Raw genomic sequence first — 18,163 nt, 5'->3', positions numbered from 1 at the left:
GGTTGACAATCACTCCGCAGCCAGCTGCCCGGAATCCGGCCCTCACCGCAGTCATTTTTCTATAAATTCTAACAATAAGGGATATATTTTTATTTTTTTCTAAATTTTTCGCTTCTATCAAAAGTTTATATAAAAAATACAGCGTTCCTTTAGTATCTTTAAACCGTTCCCGAATTATATCGTACACCACCCATCGACGAAAGTCAGAAGGGAGGAGTGTATCAAAGAAAAAAATCTAAACCAAATGGATGAAGTGAAGCAAACGCAAGGTTTATACCGTCCTGAATTCGAACATGATGCCTGCGGAACAGGTTTTACGGCCCATATTAAGGGACGTAAATCCCACCATATTATCCGTGATGCCCTTACCATGCTGGAAAACATGGAACACCGCGGCGCCTGCGGCTGTGAGCAGAACACGGGTGATGGTGCAGGAATCCTGTTTCAGGTCCCCCATGAATTTTTGTATGATGAATGCCTGCGATTAGGCATCAGCTTACCTGAATTTGGTAAGTATGGCGTAGGTATGGTCTTTTTTCCGAAAGAGCCGCGCTGGCGCGAAGAATGCCGGGAAATCCTGCAACGCAGCGCCGAAAAACTGGGCCTCGAGATCCTGGGATATCGTAAAGTACCCGTTCGCCCTGATGGCATCGGTGAATCTGCCCTGTCTGTAGAACCGGAAATTGAACAGGTATTTATCGCCTGTCCTTATCATATCAGTGACCCGGAAGTTTTTGAGCGCAAACTGTTTGTACTCCGCAACTACGTGTCCAAAACCGTTCGTAATACTATTCCAAAAGAGAAAGCACTGTTTTACATTGCTTCCCTTTCTTATAAAACAATCGTATATAAAGGTCAGCTGACCACCTACCAGGTACGTCATTATTATACTGACCTCAGCGATGAGAAGATGGTATCCGCCTTCGCCCTCATCCACTCCCGTTTTGCCACCAACACTTTCCCCAGCTGGCGGTTAGCACACCCTTATCGCTATATCGCCCATAACGGTGAAATCAATACGCTTAAAGGTAACCTCAACTGGCTCCGTGCTGGTGAGCGTGACTTTATGTCCAAATATTTTACCCCGGAAGAAATGGACATGCTGCTGCCTATCGTAGAAGAAGGGCAGTCAGATTCCGCCAGCCTCGACAACGTGATCGAGCTGTTGACCATGACCGGCCGCTCCCTGCCACATGTGATGATGATGCTGATCCCAGAAGCATGGGACGGCAACGAAGACATGGCAGCAGAGAAAAAAGCTTTCTACGAATACCACGCATCCCTGATGGAACCGTGGGACGGACCGGCTTCCATCTCTTTCACCGACGGTAAAATCATCGGCGCTACCCTGGACCGTAACGGATTACGTCCCAGCCGTTTTGTTGTAACCAAAGACGATCGTGTGATCATGGCTTCCGAAGCTGGTGTATTACCCATCGATCCTAAAAACATAAAAGAGAAAGGACGCCTGCAACCCGGAAAAATGTTCATCGTAGACATGGACCAGGGCCGCATCATCGGCGATGAAGAACTGAAACAACAGATCTGCTCCCAACAACCTTATGGTGAGTGGCTCAATAAATATAAAATCCGCCTGGAAGAATTGCCTGAGCCAAGGGTTACCTTCACCCATCTCGAGCACGACCAGATATTCAAATACCAGCGGGCTTTCGGTTACAGCACCGAAGACCTCGAGCATATCATCTCCCCGATGGCCATCGATGGGAAAGAACCCGTTGGCTCCATGGGTACCGATACGCCGCTGGCAGCACTCAGCAATCAGCCGCAACACCTGGCCAACTACTTCAAACAGCTGTTTGCACAGGTGACCAATCCGCCTATCGATCCTATCAGGGAAAGGCTGGTAATGTCGCTCGCCACTTTCGTGGGTGGCAACGGTAACCTGCTGGATGAAGATCCGCTGCACTGCCACAGCCTGGCACTGCGCCATCCCATCCTCAACAACTACGAACTGGAAAAAATACGCAGTATTGATACCGGCCTGTTTCAGGCTAAAACGCTGCATACCTACTTCAAGGCCGATGGCAAACCAGACTCCCTCGAGAAGGGGCTCGCCCGCCTTTGCCGCTACGCAGTAGATGCCGTGGAAGATGGATTTGAAGTGATCATCCTCTCTGACCGCGCCATCGACTCCGAGCATGCCGCCATTCCGTCACTGCTGGCTGCTTCCGCCGTACATCACCACCTGATCCGCAAAGGCAAACGTGGCTCTGTAGGGCTGATCGTGGAAGCCGGCGACGTTTGGGAAGTACACCATTTCGCCTGCCTGCTGGGCTTCGGCGCTACTGCTGTAAACCCATACCTGGCCCTCAGCACCATCCGCGACCTGAAGCTGTCCAACAAACTGGACACCGATCTCGACGTGGACAAACTGAAGAAAAACTACATCAAAGCCATCTGCGACGGCCTGCTTAAAGTGTTCTCCAAAATGGGCATCTCCACCCTGCAATCTTATCAGGGCGCCCAGATATTCGAGATACTGGGCATCAACCAGCAAGTGGTGGATAAATACTTCGCCGGCGCCGTGTCCCGTATTCAGGGCCTCGGTCTGGATGAAATTGCCCGTGAAACACTGGCAAAACACTGGATGGGCTATGGCCGTAAGGAAAAACCGGTCCAACGCCTGACAGAAGGCGGTGTATACCAGTGGAAACGGAAAGGGGAATTCCACCTTTTCAATCCTACTACCATCCACCTGCTGCAGTATTCCACCCGTATGGGCGACTACAGCATCTTTAAGAAATACTCTAAAGCCGTTAACGACCAGAGCGAAAAAGCCTGCACCCTGCGTAGCCTCTTTTCGTTTAAACGTACCCGTGCTTCCATCGCTATCGATGAAGTGGAACCAGCTTCCAGCATCTTCAAACGTTTTGCGACAGGCGCTATGAGCTTCGGTTCCATCTCTCATGAGGCGCACTCCACCCTCGCCATTGCCATGAACCGTATCGGTGCTAAAAGCAATACCGGCGAAGGGGGAGAAGATGAAATCCGCTATGAGCAACTGCCTAACGGCGACTCTATGCGTTCTGCCATCAAACAGGTAGCCAGCGCCCGTTTCGGCGTTACCAGCTACTACCTGACCAATGCCGACGAATTACAAATTAAAATGGCCCAGGGTGCTAAACCCGGTGAAGGCGGTCAGCTGCCCGGCCATAAAGTGGATGATTGGATCGCCAAAGTAAGACACTCCACTCCGGGTGTAGGTCTTATCTCTCCGCCTCCACACCACGATATTTATTCCATCGAGGACCTGGCACAGCTCATCTATGATCTGAAAAATGCCAACCGCGCCGCCCGCATCAGCGTAAAACTGGTGTCTAAAGCCGGTGTAGGCACTATCGCAGCAGGCGTGGCCAAAGCACATGCCGATGTGGTACTGATTGCCGGTCATGATGGCGGTACAGGCGCTTCTCCGATAAGCTCCATCAAACATGCCGGCCTGCCTTGGGAACTGGGCCTTGCCGAATCCCACCAGACACTGGTGAAAAACAAACTGCGCAGCAGAGTAGTACTGCAAACCGATGGCCAGCTGAAAACAGGCCGCGACATCGCGATCGCTACACTGCTCGGTGCGGAAGAATGGGGCGTGGCCACCGCCGCACTTATCGTGGAAGGTTGTATCATGATGCGTAAATGCCATGTCAACACCTGCCCCGTAGGCGTAGCCACCCAGGACCCGGATCTGCGCAAACGCTTCACCGGCGACCCGCAGCATGTGGTGAACCTGTTCACCTTCCTCGTGGAAGAACTCCGTGAAATCATGGCCGACCTCGGCTTCCGTACCATTAACGAAATGGTGGGCCAGGTTGATAACCTCCAGATGCGTGAAGGCATCAGCCACTGGAAAACACAGAAACTGGACCTGTCACCCATCCTGTACAAAGAACCTGCTGCGCCTGAAACCGGCCTGTACAAACAGGAAGAACAGGACCATGGCATCGCAGAAGTACTCGACTGGCAGCTGCTCAAAGCCGCACAGCCGGCGCTGGACAAAAAGACAAGGGTTTACCAACAGTATCCTGTTAAAAATACCGATCGTACTATCGGCACCATCCTTTCCAACGAAGTATCCAAACGTTACAAGAGCGAAGGGCTGCCGGAAGATACCATCCACTTCAAATTCACCGGTTCCGCTGGTCAAAGCTTCGGCGCCTTCTCTACCAAAGGGCTTACCCTTGAACTGGAAGGTGAAGCAAACGACTACTTCGGTAAAGGCCTTTCAGGTTCCAAACTGATCCTCTATCCTCACGGAGAAGCAGGCTTCAAGGCGGAAGAGAACATCATCGCTGGTAACGTGTGCTTCTACGGCGCCACCTCCGGTGAAGCCTATATCCGCGGTAAGGCCGGCGAACGCTTCTGCGTCCGTAACTCCGGCGCCACCATCGTGGCGGAAGGCGTGGGTGACCACGGTTGCGAATATATGACCGGTGGCCGCGCTGTCATCCTCGGTGAAACCGGCCGCAACTTCGGCGCAGGTATGAGCGGTGGTATTGCCTATGTATACGACGTAAAAGGCTCCTTTGCCAACCACTGTAACCGTGATATGATCGACCTCGATCCGCTGGACCAGGACGATGTTGCTGCCCTGCAGGACCTGATCACTAAACATCACGCCTACACGAATAGCACCGTGGCGAAATTTATCCTGAAAGACTGGGAAAATCAGCTGCGCCATTTCGTGAAAGTATTCCCGAAAGAATACAAGGCTGTACTGAAAGCAGGCGTAGCACAGGGACAGAAGATAAACCGTTAATATTTGGCTATTGGGTTATTGGGTTATTTAATTATTGAGTGAGCGAATGAACTAAGCGGGTAAGCAGCCAAAAAATAAATAACCCGATAACCAAATGATAAAATGAGAAAATAGTTATGGGTAAACCTACAGGATTCCTGGAATTTACACGAGAGCTGCCCGGAAAAACAGATCCCCGGGAAAGGGTTAGCCACTACAACGAGTTTGTAGAGCGCTTCCCTGAAAAGAAACTGAACCAGCAGGCTGCCCGCTGTATGAGCTGCGGCGTGCCCTTCTGCCATAGCGGATGCCCGCTCGGCAACGTCATACCAGAATTCAATCATGCAGTATACCGTCAGGACTGGCAGGATGCTTACGATATCCTGACTTCCACCAATAATTTCCCTGAATTCACCGGCCGTATTTGTCCGGCCCCCTGTGAAAGCGCCTGTGTACTGGGTATCAACCAACCACCGGTAGCTATCGAGGAAATTGAACGGCATATCATAGAAATAGCTTTCGACAAGGGCCTTGTTCAGGCGAAAGTACCCCGCGTACGTACCGGCAAAAAGGTAGCCGTGATCGGTTCCGGTCCTGCCGGACTGGCCGCAGCGGCACAGCTGAACTACGCCGGCCACAACGTTACCGTATTTGAGCGTGACGACAAGCCCGGAGGCCTGCTCCGTTATGGCATCCCGGATTTCAAACTGGAAAAATGGACTATCGACCGCAGGGTAAAACTGATGGAAGAAGAAGGCGTTACTTTCCAATGCAATGCCAACGTAGGCGTTAACGTAAGTACCAATGACCTGTTAAGGGAATACAATGCCATCGTACTGGCAGGCGGTTCCACCATTCCACGCGACCTCGGTATCACCGGCCGCGAACTGAAAGGAGTGCACTACGCCATGGATTTCCTCAAACAGCAGAATAAAAGAGTTGACAACCTTCCTGTTGACGGACAAGATATCCTGGCCACCGGCAAAAACGTGGTGGTGATAGGAGGCGGCGATACCGGTTCCGACTGCGTAGGTACCAGCAACCGTCACGGTGCGGTGAGTGTTACCCAGCTGGAGCTGTTGCCCAAACCGCCGGGCGAGCGTACCGATTTCATGCCATGGCCTACGTATCCCATGGTGCTGAAAACCTCTTCTTCCCATGAAGAAGGCGCTGACCGTCAGTGGGCGATCGCTACCAAAGCTTTCATTGGCGACGATAACGGGCACCTGAAAGCCCTCCGTTTAGTGGACATTCAGTGGACGCTGAGCGCCGACGGCAGACCCGCTAAATTCACAGAAGTACCCGGCTCTGAAAGAGATATCCCCTGCGAACTGGCACTGCTGGCCATGGGCTTCGTACATCCGCAGCACACCGGCATGCTGGAACAGCTCGACGTAGAAAAAGATGAAAGAGGAAACGTGAAAGCCACTGAAAAAGATTACCTGACGTCCATCCCTAAAGTGTTTGCAGCCGGCGATATGCGCCGCGGCCAGTCACTGGTGGTATGGGCTATTAGCGAAGGTCGCGAGTGTGCGAGAAAAGTAGATGAATTCCTGATGGGCAGCTCCCAACTGGAAAGCAAAGACCATTCACTGCAGGCAATGGCACTGTAATAATAGCGTACACTTTTAGCCTGTTGTTTATCATAAACAGGCTGAAGGCAACGTTCATAAAAATATGATAACAGCTAAAGGCTAAAAGCTGGCAGCTATTTATTAACGCTTTTCTCATAAGCAGGTTTAGATTTTGTTGTAACCTTCAGCCGGGCCGGGTTTTTACCCGGCCTTTTATTTTGGGGATTATACCTATATTCACCTCTCCAACTTATACCCATGAAAAGATTATTAGTCGTTATCCTCTGTACAGTACTGTCATCCCTCCATGTTGCCGCCCAAAAAGCCTATTACCGGCTTATTGAAACGCCGGTTGAAAATGTTCCGGTCAAATCCCGCAAAAGCCTGTTGCTGATAGTTTCCGGCCCTATGTCTACCCGTAAATACATTCAAGACCTGCAATATGAACTGAAAAAAGACCTGGACAAAAAAGGTGTTACCTGCCTGTTGGAATATGCAGGAGACGACGCCGCCCGGTTAACGGAAAAGGTCAACGCCGCCGTAAAAACACATCAGCCGGATTGTTACCTCGTCATTCAGCCGGTAGCCTTACAAAACATGACCACTACCCCTGAAAGAGAAGTACGATATGTTGATCCTAAAACCGGCAATATCGTTTCCTACGTAAAAAGGGTGCCTATTACAGAATGGACGGACCAGGTGATGGAAATACATTTCTACGACAACGGTCCGCAAAACAGCAAAATATGGGAGGCACGTCTGCAAAGCCGCACGAATCTGGCCGCAGAAAAGATCTTCCGGCGTATTGCTGCTGATATGCTGAAATCCTGGAAAGAGAAAGGCATTATCTCCACCCAGGCCTCCTGATAACTTTACAGACAGAAATCTCAGATCAGCAGAAACAATTCCTCCATTCAGCTATTTCCCTGCGGCGGGGCCCTGATTCCGGATACATTTGTGCCCTATGAAACAATGGTGCTGCCTCTGGGGACTTATCTGCTTTTGCCTGATGGCCACGGCACAGGACAATCCAGGCTCCGGGTTGATCCTGCAGGCCACCACGCTCAAAAAGGGACTGTATAAGTCCTTCCAGGAATTTCAACAAAACAGTCCTTCCGAATCCGGCGACCTGTTGATCAAAAGCCGGAGCACAGCCGCACAAATCTATCTCCTCGCCAGCAGGAACGAGCTGGTGCTTCGCGACGCGGCAGGGCAGGAGCAGAAAGTAAAAAATTATTGGGGGTTTTGTGATGGCACAAACATCTACATCAAAGACAACGGGCTTAACCGGATACAGGCCACCGGTTATTATTGCACCTACGAACTACAGGGCGTGCAGCCTTCCCGCAGCGCCTATAACCCGGCCGATATGACCGTGAATGCCATGAATACACCCGTCAGGCTTAAAAAAGTTATTAACATCGTAACCGGCGAGATCCTCGAACTATCGCTCTATAATCTCAAAAAATACATCCTGCCGCAAGACCCCGCACTGCTGGAGGAATTCCGGGCCGACAAATCCAAAAGAGACAAGTTGGACTACTATATTTTCCGCTTTAATGAACGCAACAAACCACCTCAAAGCGGGCAATAATCTACCCGGGCCACCCATCTATTTTCCTGCTGAACATCTTCTCTAATCCCCGGCCGGAGACGGCTGTTTTCAGCATTCCGGACAATTTTCAGTATGTCCGTTCCCGTATTTTGATGTATTCTTGCAGAACTGTTTATCCCCATTACCCGCAGGTATGGATTTTGTGCTTTTCGCCGGGCAAGCGGGCGAAACACCGGGTCTTTGCCTGAAAATAAACCATTGGAACGCTTATGCGTTTTTATTCAGTAAATTACTATTAGCAACCTATTATAGTGACAGAACCAGCAGAAACAGAAATTAAACACAGGCGCCCCTGGTGGCGGTGGCTTTTATGGATTATTGTTGCGGTGCTCCTTTTGCCCGTGATGGCGGTGTTATTATTGCAGCTGGACGGCGTACAGAATTACCTGCGTCAACAAGGTGAAATCTATCTACAGAAAAAACTCAAGACCAAAGTACAAATCGGTTATCTCAGGGCCAGAGGATGGAAATACCTCGAACTGAGAAATGTATTTGTGGCCGACACCTCCCATCAGGCCCTGTTGTATTCCGGCTCCCTGAAAGTACGTTACAATCTGCTGGCCTTTATTAACAATGAACTACAGATCGATAAACTGGAGTGGGATACCCTGCTGATAAATGTTTACCGGCATAAAGGAGATAGTGCTTTTAACTTTCAGTTCGCGGTAGATGCTTTCGTCTCCCCGAATACGAAAACGGATACCATTGCTCCCGCCACCGGCACTACTATACAATTTCACATAAAAGATGTCTCCCTTCGGCATGTTAAACTGAATTTTAATGACCAGACGGGCGGCATGCATGCGGTTGCCACCTGGGACACGCTGCACGCCGATCCCGACGATCTGATCCCCGATGATGGCATCTATGCTTTCAGAGGTATAGAGCTGACCGGCCTGAAAGGCTTTTTCCGTCAGCAATACATCCCGTCGCCCACTAAAGGCGCTGCTCCGCCGCCGCCACCGGCAGATACCAACAGCCCGGGGCTTCACCTGCTCCTCAAACAGCTTCGCATCAGAGAGAGCAATTTCCTTTACAGCAGCGATGGCATCGGTATTACTACCGGCTGGAAAATCGGAAACCTCATGCTGCGCAACAGTAGCCTGGACCAGGATTCTACCCGCATACAAGTAGGCGATCTTTCCATTCACCGTACCACGGGTGTACTGGCCATGATACCCGGAAAAGATAGCACCCCGGCATCACCTGATACGGTACCCAATACCTGGCAGGTATTTGCTACACAGGTCAATCTCGACAAACTGGCCATGCGGTATGATAATGGTGGTCCGGCCCCCAAGGCGGCAGGCCCCGATCCAAACTACAACCACCTGTTCCTGTCCAACATCAATTCTACCATCAGCAATATCCGCTACACCCCGGACAGCATACAAGCCAGCTTAAAAAGTCTCTCCGCCCGTGACTGGTCCGGGTTCACCCTCCGGAAAGCCAATATGGACGTGACCTTCACGCCTAAAAGCCTGGAGCTGCGGAACTTTTTTGTACAAACCAACAAAAGCGTTTTCCGGAAACATATAGCCATTACCGTTCCCTCCTGGTCCGGTATTGCAGACCACATGGACCAAATGGGGATAGACGCTAATCTGGACTCCGTGCAGGTAGCCCTTGCAGAATGGCTGCCCTTTGTGCCCGATGCCCGTAAAAACAAATCATTTGCTCCCCTGTGGAAAAAGGAACTAACGCTGTCGGCTATATTAAAAGGCAATCTGGGATTACTGAATATCAAACAGCTGTACCTGAATGATCATCAGGGGAATCTGATCAAAATTGCCAACGGCCAGATAGAACACGCTACCGATGCAGACCGGTTCAATGCCAACCTGCCGGAGCTTTATATCCAGTCAGGCAATAAAGCCATGCGCTCCTGGTTGCCCGCCGGCACACTACCCGACACACCGAGGCTGCCCGAGAATATGCTGATCACCGGCCTGTTTAAAGGGGGCATGAAAAATATGCTGGCACAGCTACGGCTGAAAAGCGACTATGCCAACGCCACCGTCAATGCAAAGCTGGCCAATATTACCGACAGCATCCGTGGCACCTACGATGTGAATATTCCATCCTTCCGCATACACCCGGGCATCATGCTCTATGACACCACCTATGGCTGGATGAGTGGTAACCTTACAGCCAACGGTCAGGGCTATACGCTGAAACAGATGGTCGCCCAGGCAACTATCACACTGAATGAAGCCACCTATAACCGTTATACCTATCATGGTGTTAACGTGAATGCTAATATCCGGAAAGGTGCTTTTGAAGCTACTGGAGAAAGCGCTGATACCAGCATCAACACCCGTTTTGCTGTCAGCGGCCACCTGAGCGACACCGCACTGCAAAGCCTGAAGGCCAACATAGAAATTACACAGGCCGACCTGTTTGCCACCCACTGGTATACAGAACCGTTGACCATCAAAGGTAACCTGGACGCCGATTTCAGCAGCCTTGAACCGCAGCGGCTGGAAGGCGCGGCATTACTCACCGGCTGGCAGATACTCACGCAGGACCACGTTGTTCCGCTGGATACCATTGCGCTCACGGCCCATTATACAGACCAGCAGTACCTGACGCTGAAAAGTCCGTTTGGTCCCGTTACCGCACAGGGGCGTATGGATTATACCAAAATCGGCAACGCCTTCAGCCAGATCATCATGAAACCGCTGATGCCTGCTGATTCCGGGCGTATTGTAGTGGTTCCTCCCGGACAATACCTGGAGTTTGCCGCCGCCCTGCAGGTGCCCCATAACCTCGAACCGCTGGTCCCCGGCATCCGGATGGAAATGCCCATGGACATCGCCGGCCGCCTCAACAGCGACAGCAGCCTGTTGTTTGTAAAAGCCAACCTGCCCAAAGTCAACTATGACTCTATCCAGGTAGACAGCCTGCGGTTATATGCCCGTATTGTAGACACATCCTTGCAGACATATGTGTCTATCGCTGGTATGAGACACCCGTCTTTCCCGCTTTTCCATACCGTATTATCAGCTCGTGCCAATACCGGCGTAGTCGATTTCGGCCTGTTGATGGATGATCCGAAAAGACACCCTAAATACCGTCTTGGCGGCATCTTTACTTTCCTGCCGGACAATGTGATGCAGCTCGTGCTCAAACCGGACCTGCTGCTGAATAAACAAGCGTGGACCGTAGCGGAAAACAATATTTTCCGCATCAAAAACGGCGCTCCCGATACCGCAAATATCAAACTGTCATATGGCGATCAGTCCATACAGGTCAATACCACGGCGGATACTTCCGGTATGCCGGCCCTTCAGGCAAAAGTCAGCAACTTCCAGCTGGCCACTATCACCGGTATGCTCGCCACAGATACCCTGCTCGCCAATGGCCTGCTGAATGCAGACGCCATGGTGCGTAACTGGAACACCCAGCCGCTGGTACACGCCCGGTTGAAGGTAGACAGCCTCACCGTGAAAACGGCGCCGCTGGGCACCCTCAACGCTACAGTAGATAACGTCGCACCGAATGTCTACAAGCTGGACGCCACCCTGAAAGGTGACAACAATGATGTTACTGTAACAGGAACCTTCGACAGCACCATCAATGCACAGATGGATATCGCCAACCTGCAGATGGCTTCGCTCGAACCATTTGCCATGGGCAGCGTCACCCATATGTATGGCAACGCTACCGGTAAATTCAATATCTCGGGCACCGCCAGCCAGCCGGAAGTGAAAGGCAATATGCACTTCAATAATGCCGGCGGCGTGATCAGTTTCATCGGCAGCAATCTACACCTGCCTGATGAAGACATTGTGATCGATGAAAAAGGCATCCTGATCAATAACCTCGTGATAGCCGACAGCCTTAACAATGAAATGGTGGTGAACGGCCGTATCAATACCAATGACTTTATCAAATACGGCTTCAATCTGACCATCAACGCCGACAACTTCATGGCGCTCGGCAAACAACAAAACCAGGACCAATGGATCTATGGCCCTGCTTTTGTTGACAGTAAAATCACCGTTCGTGGTTCGCTCGATCTTCCCCGTGTAGACGCCAATGTGAAGCTCCGGGATAAATCCAGCGTTACCGTCATGCTGCCACAGGAAGAGCCCGGACTGGCCGACAGGGAAGGAGTGGTGGAATTCATTGACCGCGATCACCCGATCGATACCGCTTTGCTGGCCAAACAGGACAGCGCCAAATACAGCAACCCGCGGCTCAAAGGCCTTTTCTTCTCCGGTAATGTTGAAATCACACCGGAGTCTGTACTGAAAATCATTATCGACAAAGCCAATGGCGACTACGTACAGGCAAAAGGTACAGCCAACCTGAACGCTACACTGGACCCCAGCAGTAAAATGAGTATCACCGGCCGTTATGAAATATCGGAAGGTAAATACGAAATGTCGCTCAATCAGCTGATCAAACGCTCTTTCGATATTCAGAAAGGCAGCTTCATTTCCTTCAATGGTGATGCCATGGCCGCTGATCTCGATATCACCGCCAAATATACCGTTAATGCACCCGCTATCGACCTGCTGCAAGACCAGCTGGGCGGTCTGAGCGCAGATCAGCGGAACACCTACAAACAACGTATTCCGTTTGAAGTATACCTTAAAATAAAAGGAAGCCTGCTGAAGCCGGATATCAGCTTCCTGTTGGATATGCCGGAAAGGGAAAGGAATGCTTTCAACGGTATGCCTTACAACCGCATCAAACAAATCAATCAGGTACCTTCGGAGCTGAACAAGCAGGTGATGGGCCTCCTGGTGCTGAATACTTTTATCCCCGACGACCCCATGTCCACACTGGATGCAGGTGGCAACGCTGTGGGACAGGCAGCACGTAACAGCGTGAGCAAGATACTTTCACAACAGCTGAATAACCTCGCGGGCAACCTGATCAAAGGGGTGGACCTCAACTTCGACCTGCAAAGCAAAGAAGACTATTCCACCGGCTCGGCCCAGGAAACCACCAATCTCAATATTGGCGCTTCCAAAAAACTGTTCAATGATCGTTTAACCGTTTCCGTTGGCTCGAACATCATGCTTACCGGTAACACACAAAACGCCAGCTCACTGGTAGGAGACATCTCCATCGAGTACAAGCTAAGCCGCGATGGCAGATATCGCCTCAGGGTATACCAGCGCAACGATAATCAAACCGTTATTCAGGGCCAATTTACTGAAACAGGAGTAGCCTTCATGCTGGTAATGGACTACGACGAATTCCGAGAGATACTTCAGCGATCTAAAAAAGAATCCAAAGCACAACGCCTGCGCAATGAAAAAGCAAAGAAGCAGGCAGCAGAAAATGAATCAAACAAAAACAAGTAATGCAGAAGGGAAATAGCTATATCATCTGTTGTATCATATTATGCCTGGGATTCCTGGCTATCAGCTCCTGCAGCACCACCCGTACCGTGCCTGAAGGCGACCACCTCTATACCGGCAGCACGGTAGCCTGGAAAGGTAAACAACCCAAAGATTATAGTTCACTCAGCGATGGACTGAAAAAAAGAATACGGCCCAATACCAACCGGAAATTCCTGGGCATGCCTATTAAGCTATGGCTGTACAATATGGGCCACGAGCCTAAAGGCAAAGGGCTCAATTATCTCTTCCGCAAAAAATGGGGGGAGCCGCCAGTACTGCTGAGCCAGGCCAAACCCGATTATACCGGTAAGGTGCTGGAAGGGTACCTGGTAGATAATGGATACTTCCAGGCAGAGGTATCTTCTGCTGTGAAAAAATCCGGCAGCAAAAAAGCCTCTATCCGCTACGAAGCCGTGCCCAATCACCGCTATACGATCAAAAGCGTGACCTTTCTGACAGATAGCAGCGCCATCGGCCGTACCGTCACCAAAACGTATCACAAAAGCTCTCTGGTAGTAGGAAAACCCTATTCCCTTGATTCTATCAAGGCCGAACGGGAACGCATACACGCCTCACTAAAAGAACAGGGCTATTATTATTTTACACCCGATTATCTCCTGGTACAGGCCGATACCACCAACAATGGTACTGTGGACCTGTTCCTGAAGATAAAAGACAATACCCCGCTGGTAGCCCTTCGTCCTTACCGGATGCATGATATCAGCCTCTTCCCGGATTACTCGCTCGACAACGAAGCACAGTCCACCCAAGGCACACCGGTATACTACCGGGGCATGTACATCATCGATTCTTCCAAACGTTTTAAGCCCATCGTATTTGAACGGTCTGTGTTTCTGCGGCCCGACAGCCTTTACCGTTTAAGTTCCCACAACATCACGCTGCAACGGCTGATCAATTTGGGTGTATTCAAATTCGTGAAAGGTACTTTCCGGCCTGTCAGAGATACCTCCCGGCACAACATCACCGGCGGCAGCCCTAATGCGCCTGCGCCTGTACGCGATACCGCTACGCCCCGCTTCGTGCAACGCAATACCGTCGCCGATAGCACCTATCGCCGCGATACATCGCTCGCCGGCACTTACCGCGCCATGGTGAACAACAAGGTGTCGCTCGATAGCGGATGGCTCGATGCCAAATTCTATTTGACTCCTTACAAACGGCGCTCACTGCAGACTGAGTTGCGCGGTACCTCCAAATCCAATGGATTTATCGGCTCGGAAGCCCGTATCACCGCTAAAAACCGCAACTGGCTGCATTCTGCCACAGCGCTGGAAATAGGCCTCCATGGCGGTATAGAATGGCAAACCGGCAACAATTCAGCCGGGGGTGGTAATTCATATAGCCTCGGTGCTGAAGTGGCGGTGACCTTCCCCCGCTTCCTCACGCCATTCCGGCTCAATATCCGCACGCCTTACGTGCCCCGTACCCGCATGAGCGCAAGCTATGAGCTGTACAGCCGGGCATCCCTGTATGACCTGAACGCCTATACGCTGCAGTTACAATACCTCTGGCAGAAAACGGCCTACCTGAATCACGCCTTTGCGCCGATTGCGGTTACTTATGTATTGCCAACCAGGACCACCGCGGCATATGACAGTATCCTTAAAAATGATCCCAGCCAGCGGGCTTCTATCGAAAAACAATTTATCCTGGGAGGCAACTATACCGTTACGTTCAATAACCAGACAGCTAACCGTGTCCACAGTTTCTACATAAGCGGTAACCTTGATGTATCTGGTAACATCGCCGGACTGATCGTCCCTAAAGGAGATTCTACCAAAAACATCCTGAAAAACCCGTTCGCCCAATACGAACGCCTTTCTCTGGAAGCGCGCCACTATTGGAACATCGGCAGGGGTAAACAGTGGGTGAACCGCCTCTTTTTAGGGTATGGCTTGCCCTATGGCAACTCTCAAACACTGCCTTTCGTAAAACAATTCTTTACTGGTGGTAGCAGCAGTATCCGCGCATTCAGGGCACGTACGCTCGGCCCCGGCTCTTATTACAACAAAGCACAGGACACCGCTGCGTTGTTAGCCAACGAAGCCGGCGATATCAAACTGGAACTTAACACGGAAGTACGTATACACATTGCCAGTGTATTCAACTTCGCAGCCTTTATCGATGCAGGTAACATCTGGCTGCAAAAACAAGTGCCGGACAAACCCGGCAGCCAGTTTAAAATTGACTCCTTCTACCGGCAAATAGCCGTGGGCGGCGGTATCGGTCTGCGTATAGACGCTTCGATCGTAGTGGTGCGGTTTGACCTCGCAACACCGTTCCGCATACCTTATCTTCCGCCTAAAGAGCGATGGGTGTTTGACAAAATTAATTTCGGAGATCCCGACTGGCGAAAGAAAAACCTGATACTCAATATCGCCATCGGATACCCCTTCTGATAAAGCAAAACGGATTGTGCATATGCACAATCCGTTTTGCTTTATTATCTATAACACATCTTTGATATGTTTGTAGTTTGACTTTACGGCCTCCAGCACATCGTCCAATCTTCCTCCCAGTATCAGTTTACCCATCCACAAAGCATATCCTTTCATCTGTTCAAATTCTATCCTCGGCGGCATAGCCAAAGAAGAAGGATTCGTGAAAACATTGACCAGCACAGGTCCTGAGGCATCTCTTACCTTGGTGAGTATCGGCTCTACTTCTTCGGGTGTACGGATGGCAAAGGCTGTAAAGCCCATCGCTGTGGCCACTCCGGCAAAGTCAGGATTGACCATATCCGTTTGCCAGTCCGGTAAACCAGCAACTTCCATTTCCAGTTTCACCATACCCAATGCCCTGTTGTTAAAGACAATCACTTTTACTGGGAGATTATATTGCCGGATGGTCATCAGATCACCCAGTAGCATGGTAAGCCCACCATCGCCACAAAGGGCGTACACTTCACGGCCCGGCTGGCACAAAGCAGCACCGATGGCCTGCGGCATGGCATTGGCCATGGAGCCATGATTGAATGACCCCAACAGAGTACGCTTCCCGGTTGCTTCGATATAACGTGCTGTCCAAACATTGGTCATGCCGGTATCTACGGTGAAAATAGCATCCTTTGCAGCCAGCTGGCTGATCACCGTTGCCACATACTCCGGACTGATAGCTTCTTCTTTACCACGGTCTTCCACATAAGTATTTAATTTCCGCTTTACCTCTTCGTGGAATTCCAGCATCGTATCCAGGAATTTGCGGTCCTTTTTGTCCGGTATCATGGGCAACAATGCCTGCAGGGTAGGAGCAATATCCCCACAGAGGCCCATTTCAAGGGATGCACGGCGGCCCAGTCTTTCCGGCTGATTATCTATCTGCACAATCTTCGCGTTTTCCGGCATAAAAGGAGTATATGGAAAATCGGTCCCTAACAGCAGCACTACATCTGCCTCGTGCATACTTTTATAGGCAGATGCCAGTCCCAACAGCCCTGTCATCCCTACTTCATGCGGATTGTCGTATTCCATGCCCATTTTAGCGCGGAAAGAATACCCCACCGGTGCTTTCAGCAGGGCGGCCAGTGTTACCACTTCATCATGAGCGGCAGTAGCGCCCAGCCCGCAGTAAATAGCCACCTTTTCGGCTGACTGCAGCAACGATGCCAGCTGTTGCAGTTCTGTTTCCGCAGGCCGCAGCACCGCAGCGGGCCGGTATACTTTCATGGCGGTAGTGATATTTTCCGCCTCAGCCGAAGCCACATCTCCCGGCAGTCCCAACACCGCCACGCCTTTTTTATGCACGGCATGTTGCAGGGCAGCCTGCAACATGCGGGGGGCCTGCGCAGGCGTGTTGGCTATCTGATTATAATGGCTGCAATCCGCAAATAATTTGATCGTATTCGTTTCCTGGAAATAATCACTGCCAAATTCATTGGTCGCGCAGGTGGAAGCAATGGCAATCACCGGAGCGCCCGAACGATGTGCGTCGTACAATCCATTAATTAGGTGTACATGCCCCGGTCCACTGCTGCCTGCGCAACAGGCCAGCCCATTGAGCTGCGCCTCCGCTCCGGCTGCATAGGCGCCCACTTCTTCATGGCGTACATGTACCCACTGGATACGGCCATCTCTGCGCACCGCATCGTTGATGTGGTTTAAACTATCTCCCGTAACAGCATAAATACGCTTGATACCGGCATCCGCCAGCATCTCCACTAATTGGTCGGCAACTGATTTTCCCATAAATATGTTTTTATTTTTCAGGATGTGCTTTTAAAAAACAACAGCATTGATACTTTGTTTAAGCCTCCATCGCTCCAATAAACGGGCCTGCCACCCATCAGAAAATATCATTATATTTATACGACTAAACCGCGGCCTATTTATGAGACGATCACTACATCCATACCTGTTACTCGCCTGTGCAACACTGATGATCAGCACAACAGCGTGTAGCCGTAAGGTTACCCAAAATGGGAAAGCTTCGTACTACGCCGATTCTTTTGATGGGAAACGCACTGCCAGCGGGGAAACATTCCGGCAACGGCACCTGACGGCAGCCCATAAATCGCTTCCTTTTGGTACCCGCGTAAAAGTTGTCAATATCGCCAACGGCCGCTCGGTGAAGGTACGTATCAATGACAGAGGGCCGTTTGCTCCCGGCAGGATCATCGATCTATCTAAAAAAGCTGCTTCGAAACTGGGCATGCTCAATACCGGCGTTGCAAACGTGGAAATCAAATACAAAAAGCCTAAAAAATAGGGAAGGAGAAACACCAGATCTCTGGGTATCCTGCTGGTGAAGGATAGGCACAGCCCCGCGCCCGCGGTCGCATAACCGTTGTATATATTTTTTCTCATACCGTAGAAAGAAAGGAATCTCATTCCAGTGTAATATT

General features: G+C 50.8%; 8 protein-coding genes. 7 read left to right on the top strand and 1 reads right to left on the bottom strand.

Annotated features, from left to right (window positions below; genetic code table 11):
- The first annotated feature begins 244 nt into the window (after positions 1 to 244).
- The 6 genes from gltB to tamL all read left to right on the top strand — a co-directional run bounded on the left by gltB (position 245) and on the right by tamL (position 15,722).
- On the top strand, positions 245 to 4,774 hold the full coding sequence (gene gltB / locus HHL17_RS03170; RefSeq protein ID WP_169223340.1) for a glutamate synthase large subunit: 4,530 nt from the start codon (positions 245 to 247) through the stop codon (positions 4,772 to 4,774).
- 116 nt (positions 4,775 to 4,890) lie between these two features.
- Positions 4,891 to 6,366: a glutamate synthase subunit beta gene (locus HHL17_RS03165; RefSeq protein WP_169223339.1), complete on the top strand. Its 1,476-nt coding sequence runs from the start codon at positions 4,891 to 4,893 to the stop codon at positions 6,364 to 6,366.
- Positions 6,367 to 6,585: 219 nt separating this feature from the next.
- Positions 6,586 to 7,194: a hypothetical protein gene (locus HHL17_RS03160; protein ID WP_169223338.1), complete on the top strand. Its 609-nt coding sequence runs from the start codon at positions 6,586 to 6,588 to the stop codon at positions 7,192 to 7,194.
- Between the two features lie 97 nt (positions 7,195 to 7,291).
- Positions 7,292 to 7,921: a hypothetical protein gene (locus HHL17_RS03155; protein WP_169223337.1), complete on the top strand. Its 630-nt coding sequence runs from the start codon at positions 7,292 to 7,294 to the stop codon at positions 7,919 to 7,921.
- Between the two features lie 272 nt (positions 7,922 to 8,193).
- Positions 8,194 to 13,263 carry a translocation/assembly module TamB domain-containing protein gene (locus HHL17_RS33810; protein WP_169223336.1) on the top strand — a complete coding sequence of 1,690 codons (5,070 nt, stop codon included), beginning with the start codon at positions 8,194 to 8,196 and terminating at the stop codon, positions 13,261 to 13,263.
- Entirely contained in the window at positions 13,263 to 15,722 is a 2,460-nt protein-coding gene (gene tamL, locus HHL17_RS03145) for a translocation and assembly module lipoprotein TamL (RefSeq protein WP_169223335.1), read from the top strand. Before HHL17_RS33810 ends, tamL begins: the two co-directional genes overlap by 1 nt.
- Positions 15,723 to 15,770: 48 nt before the next feature.
- Here the strand turns inward: tamL and HHL17_RS03140 are convergent, their stop codons facing one another.
- Positions 15,771 to 17,507 (bottom strand): thiamine pyrophosphate-dependent enzyme, encoded by a 1,737-nt coding sequence (locus HHL17_RS03140; protein ID WP_169223334.1) that lies wholly within the window; start codon positions 17,505 to 17,507, stop codon positions 15,771 to 15,773.
- Positions 17,508 to 17,649: 142 nt separating this feature from the next.
- On the opposite strand from HHL17_RS03140, the gene HHL17_RS03135 reads away from it, so the two are divergent.
- On the top strand, positions 17,650 to 18,027 hold the full coding sequence (locus tag HHL17_RS03135; RefSeq protein ID WP_169223333.1) for a septal ring lytic transglycosylase RlpA family protein: 378 nt from the start codon (positions 17,650 to 17,652) through the stop codon (positions 18,025 to 18,027).
- The last annotated feature ends 136 nt before the right edge of the window (positions 18,028 to 18,163 follow it).

The organism is Chitinophaga fulva, assembly GCF_012927205.1.
GTDB classification, from domain to species: Bacteria; Bacteroidota; Bacteroidia; order Chitinophagales; family Chitinophagaceae; genus Chitinophaga; species Chitinophaga fulva.
This window is presented reverse-complemented; position numbering and strand designations above follow the sequence as displayed.

What these genes read in the sequence shown, in the direction of transcription:
- gltB (WP_169223340.1), top strand. Translation starts at nt 245, where the DNA reads ATGGATGAAGTGAAGCAAACGCAAGGTTTATACCGTCCTGAATTCGAA.
- HHL17_RS03165 (WP_169223339.1), top strand. Translation starts at nt 4,891, where the DNA reads ATGGGTAAACCTACAGGATTCCTGGAATTTACACGAGAGCTGCCCGGA.
- HHL17_RS03160 (WP_169223338.1), top strand. Translation starts at nt 6,586, where the DNA reads ATGAAAAGATTATTAGTCGTTATCCTCTGTACAGTACTGTCATCCCTC.
- HHL17_RS03155 (WP_169223337.1), top strand. Translation starts at nt 7,292, where the DNA reads ATGAAACAATGGTGCTGCCTCTGGGGACTTATCTGCTTTTGCCTGATG.
- tamL (WP_169223335.1), top strand. Translation starts at nt 13,263, where the DNA reads ATGCAGAAGGGAAATAGCTATATCATCTGTTGTATCATATTATGCCTG.
- HHL17_RS03140 (WP_169223334.1), bottom strand. Translation starts at nt 17,507, where the DNA reads ATGGGAAAATCAGTTGCCGACCAATTAGTGGAGATGCTGGCGGATGCC.
- HHL17_RS03135 (WP_169223333.1), top strand. Translation starts at nt 17,650, where the DNA reads ATGAGACGATCACTACATCCATACCTGTTACTCGCCTGTGCAACACTG.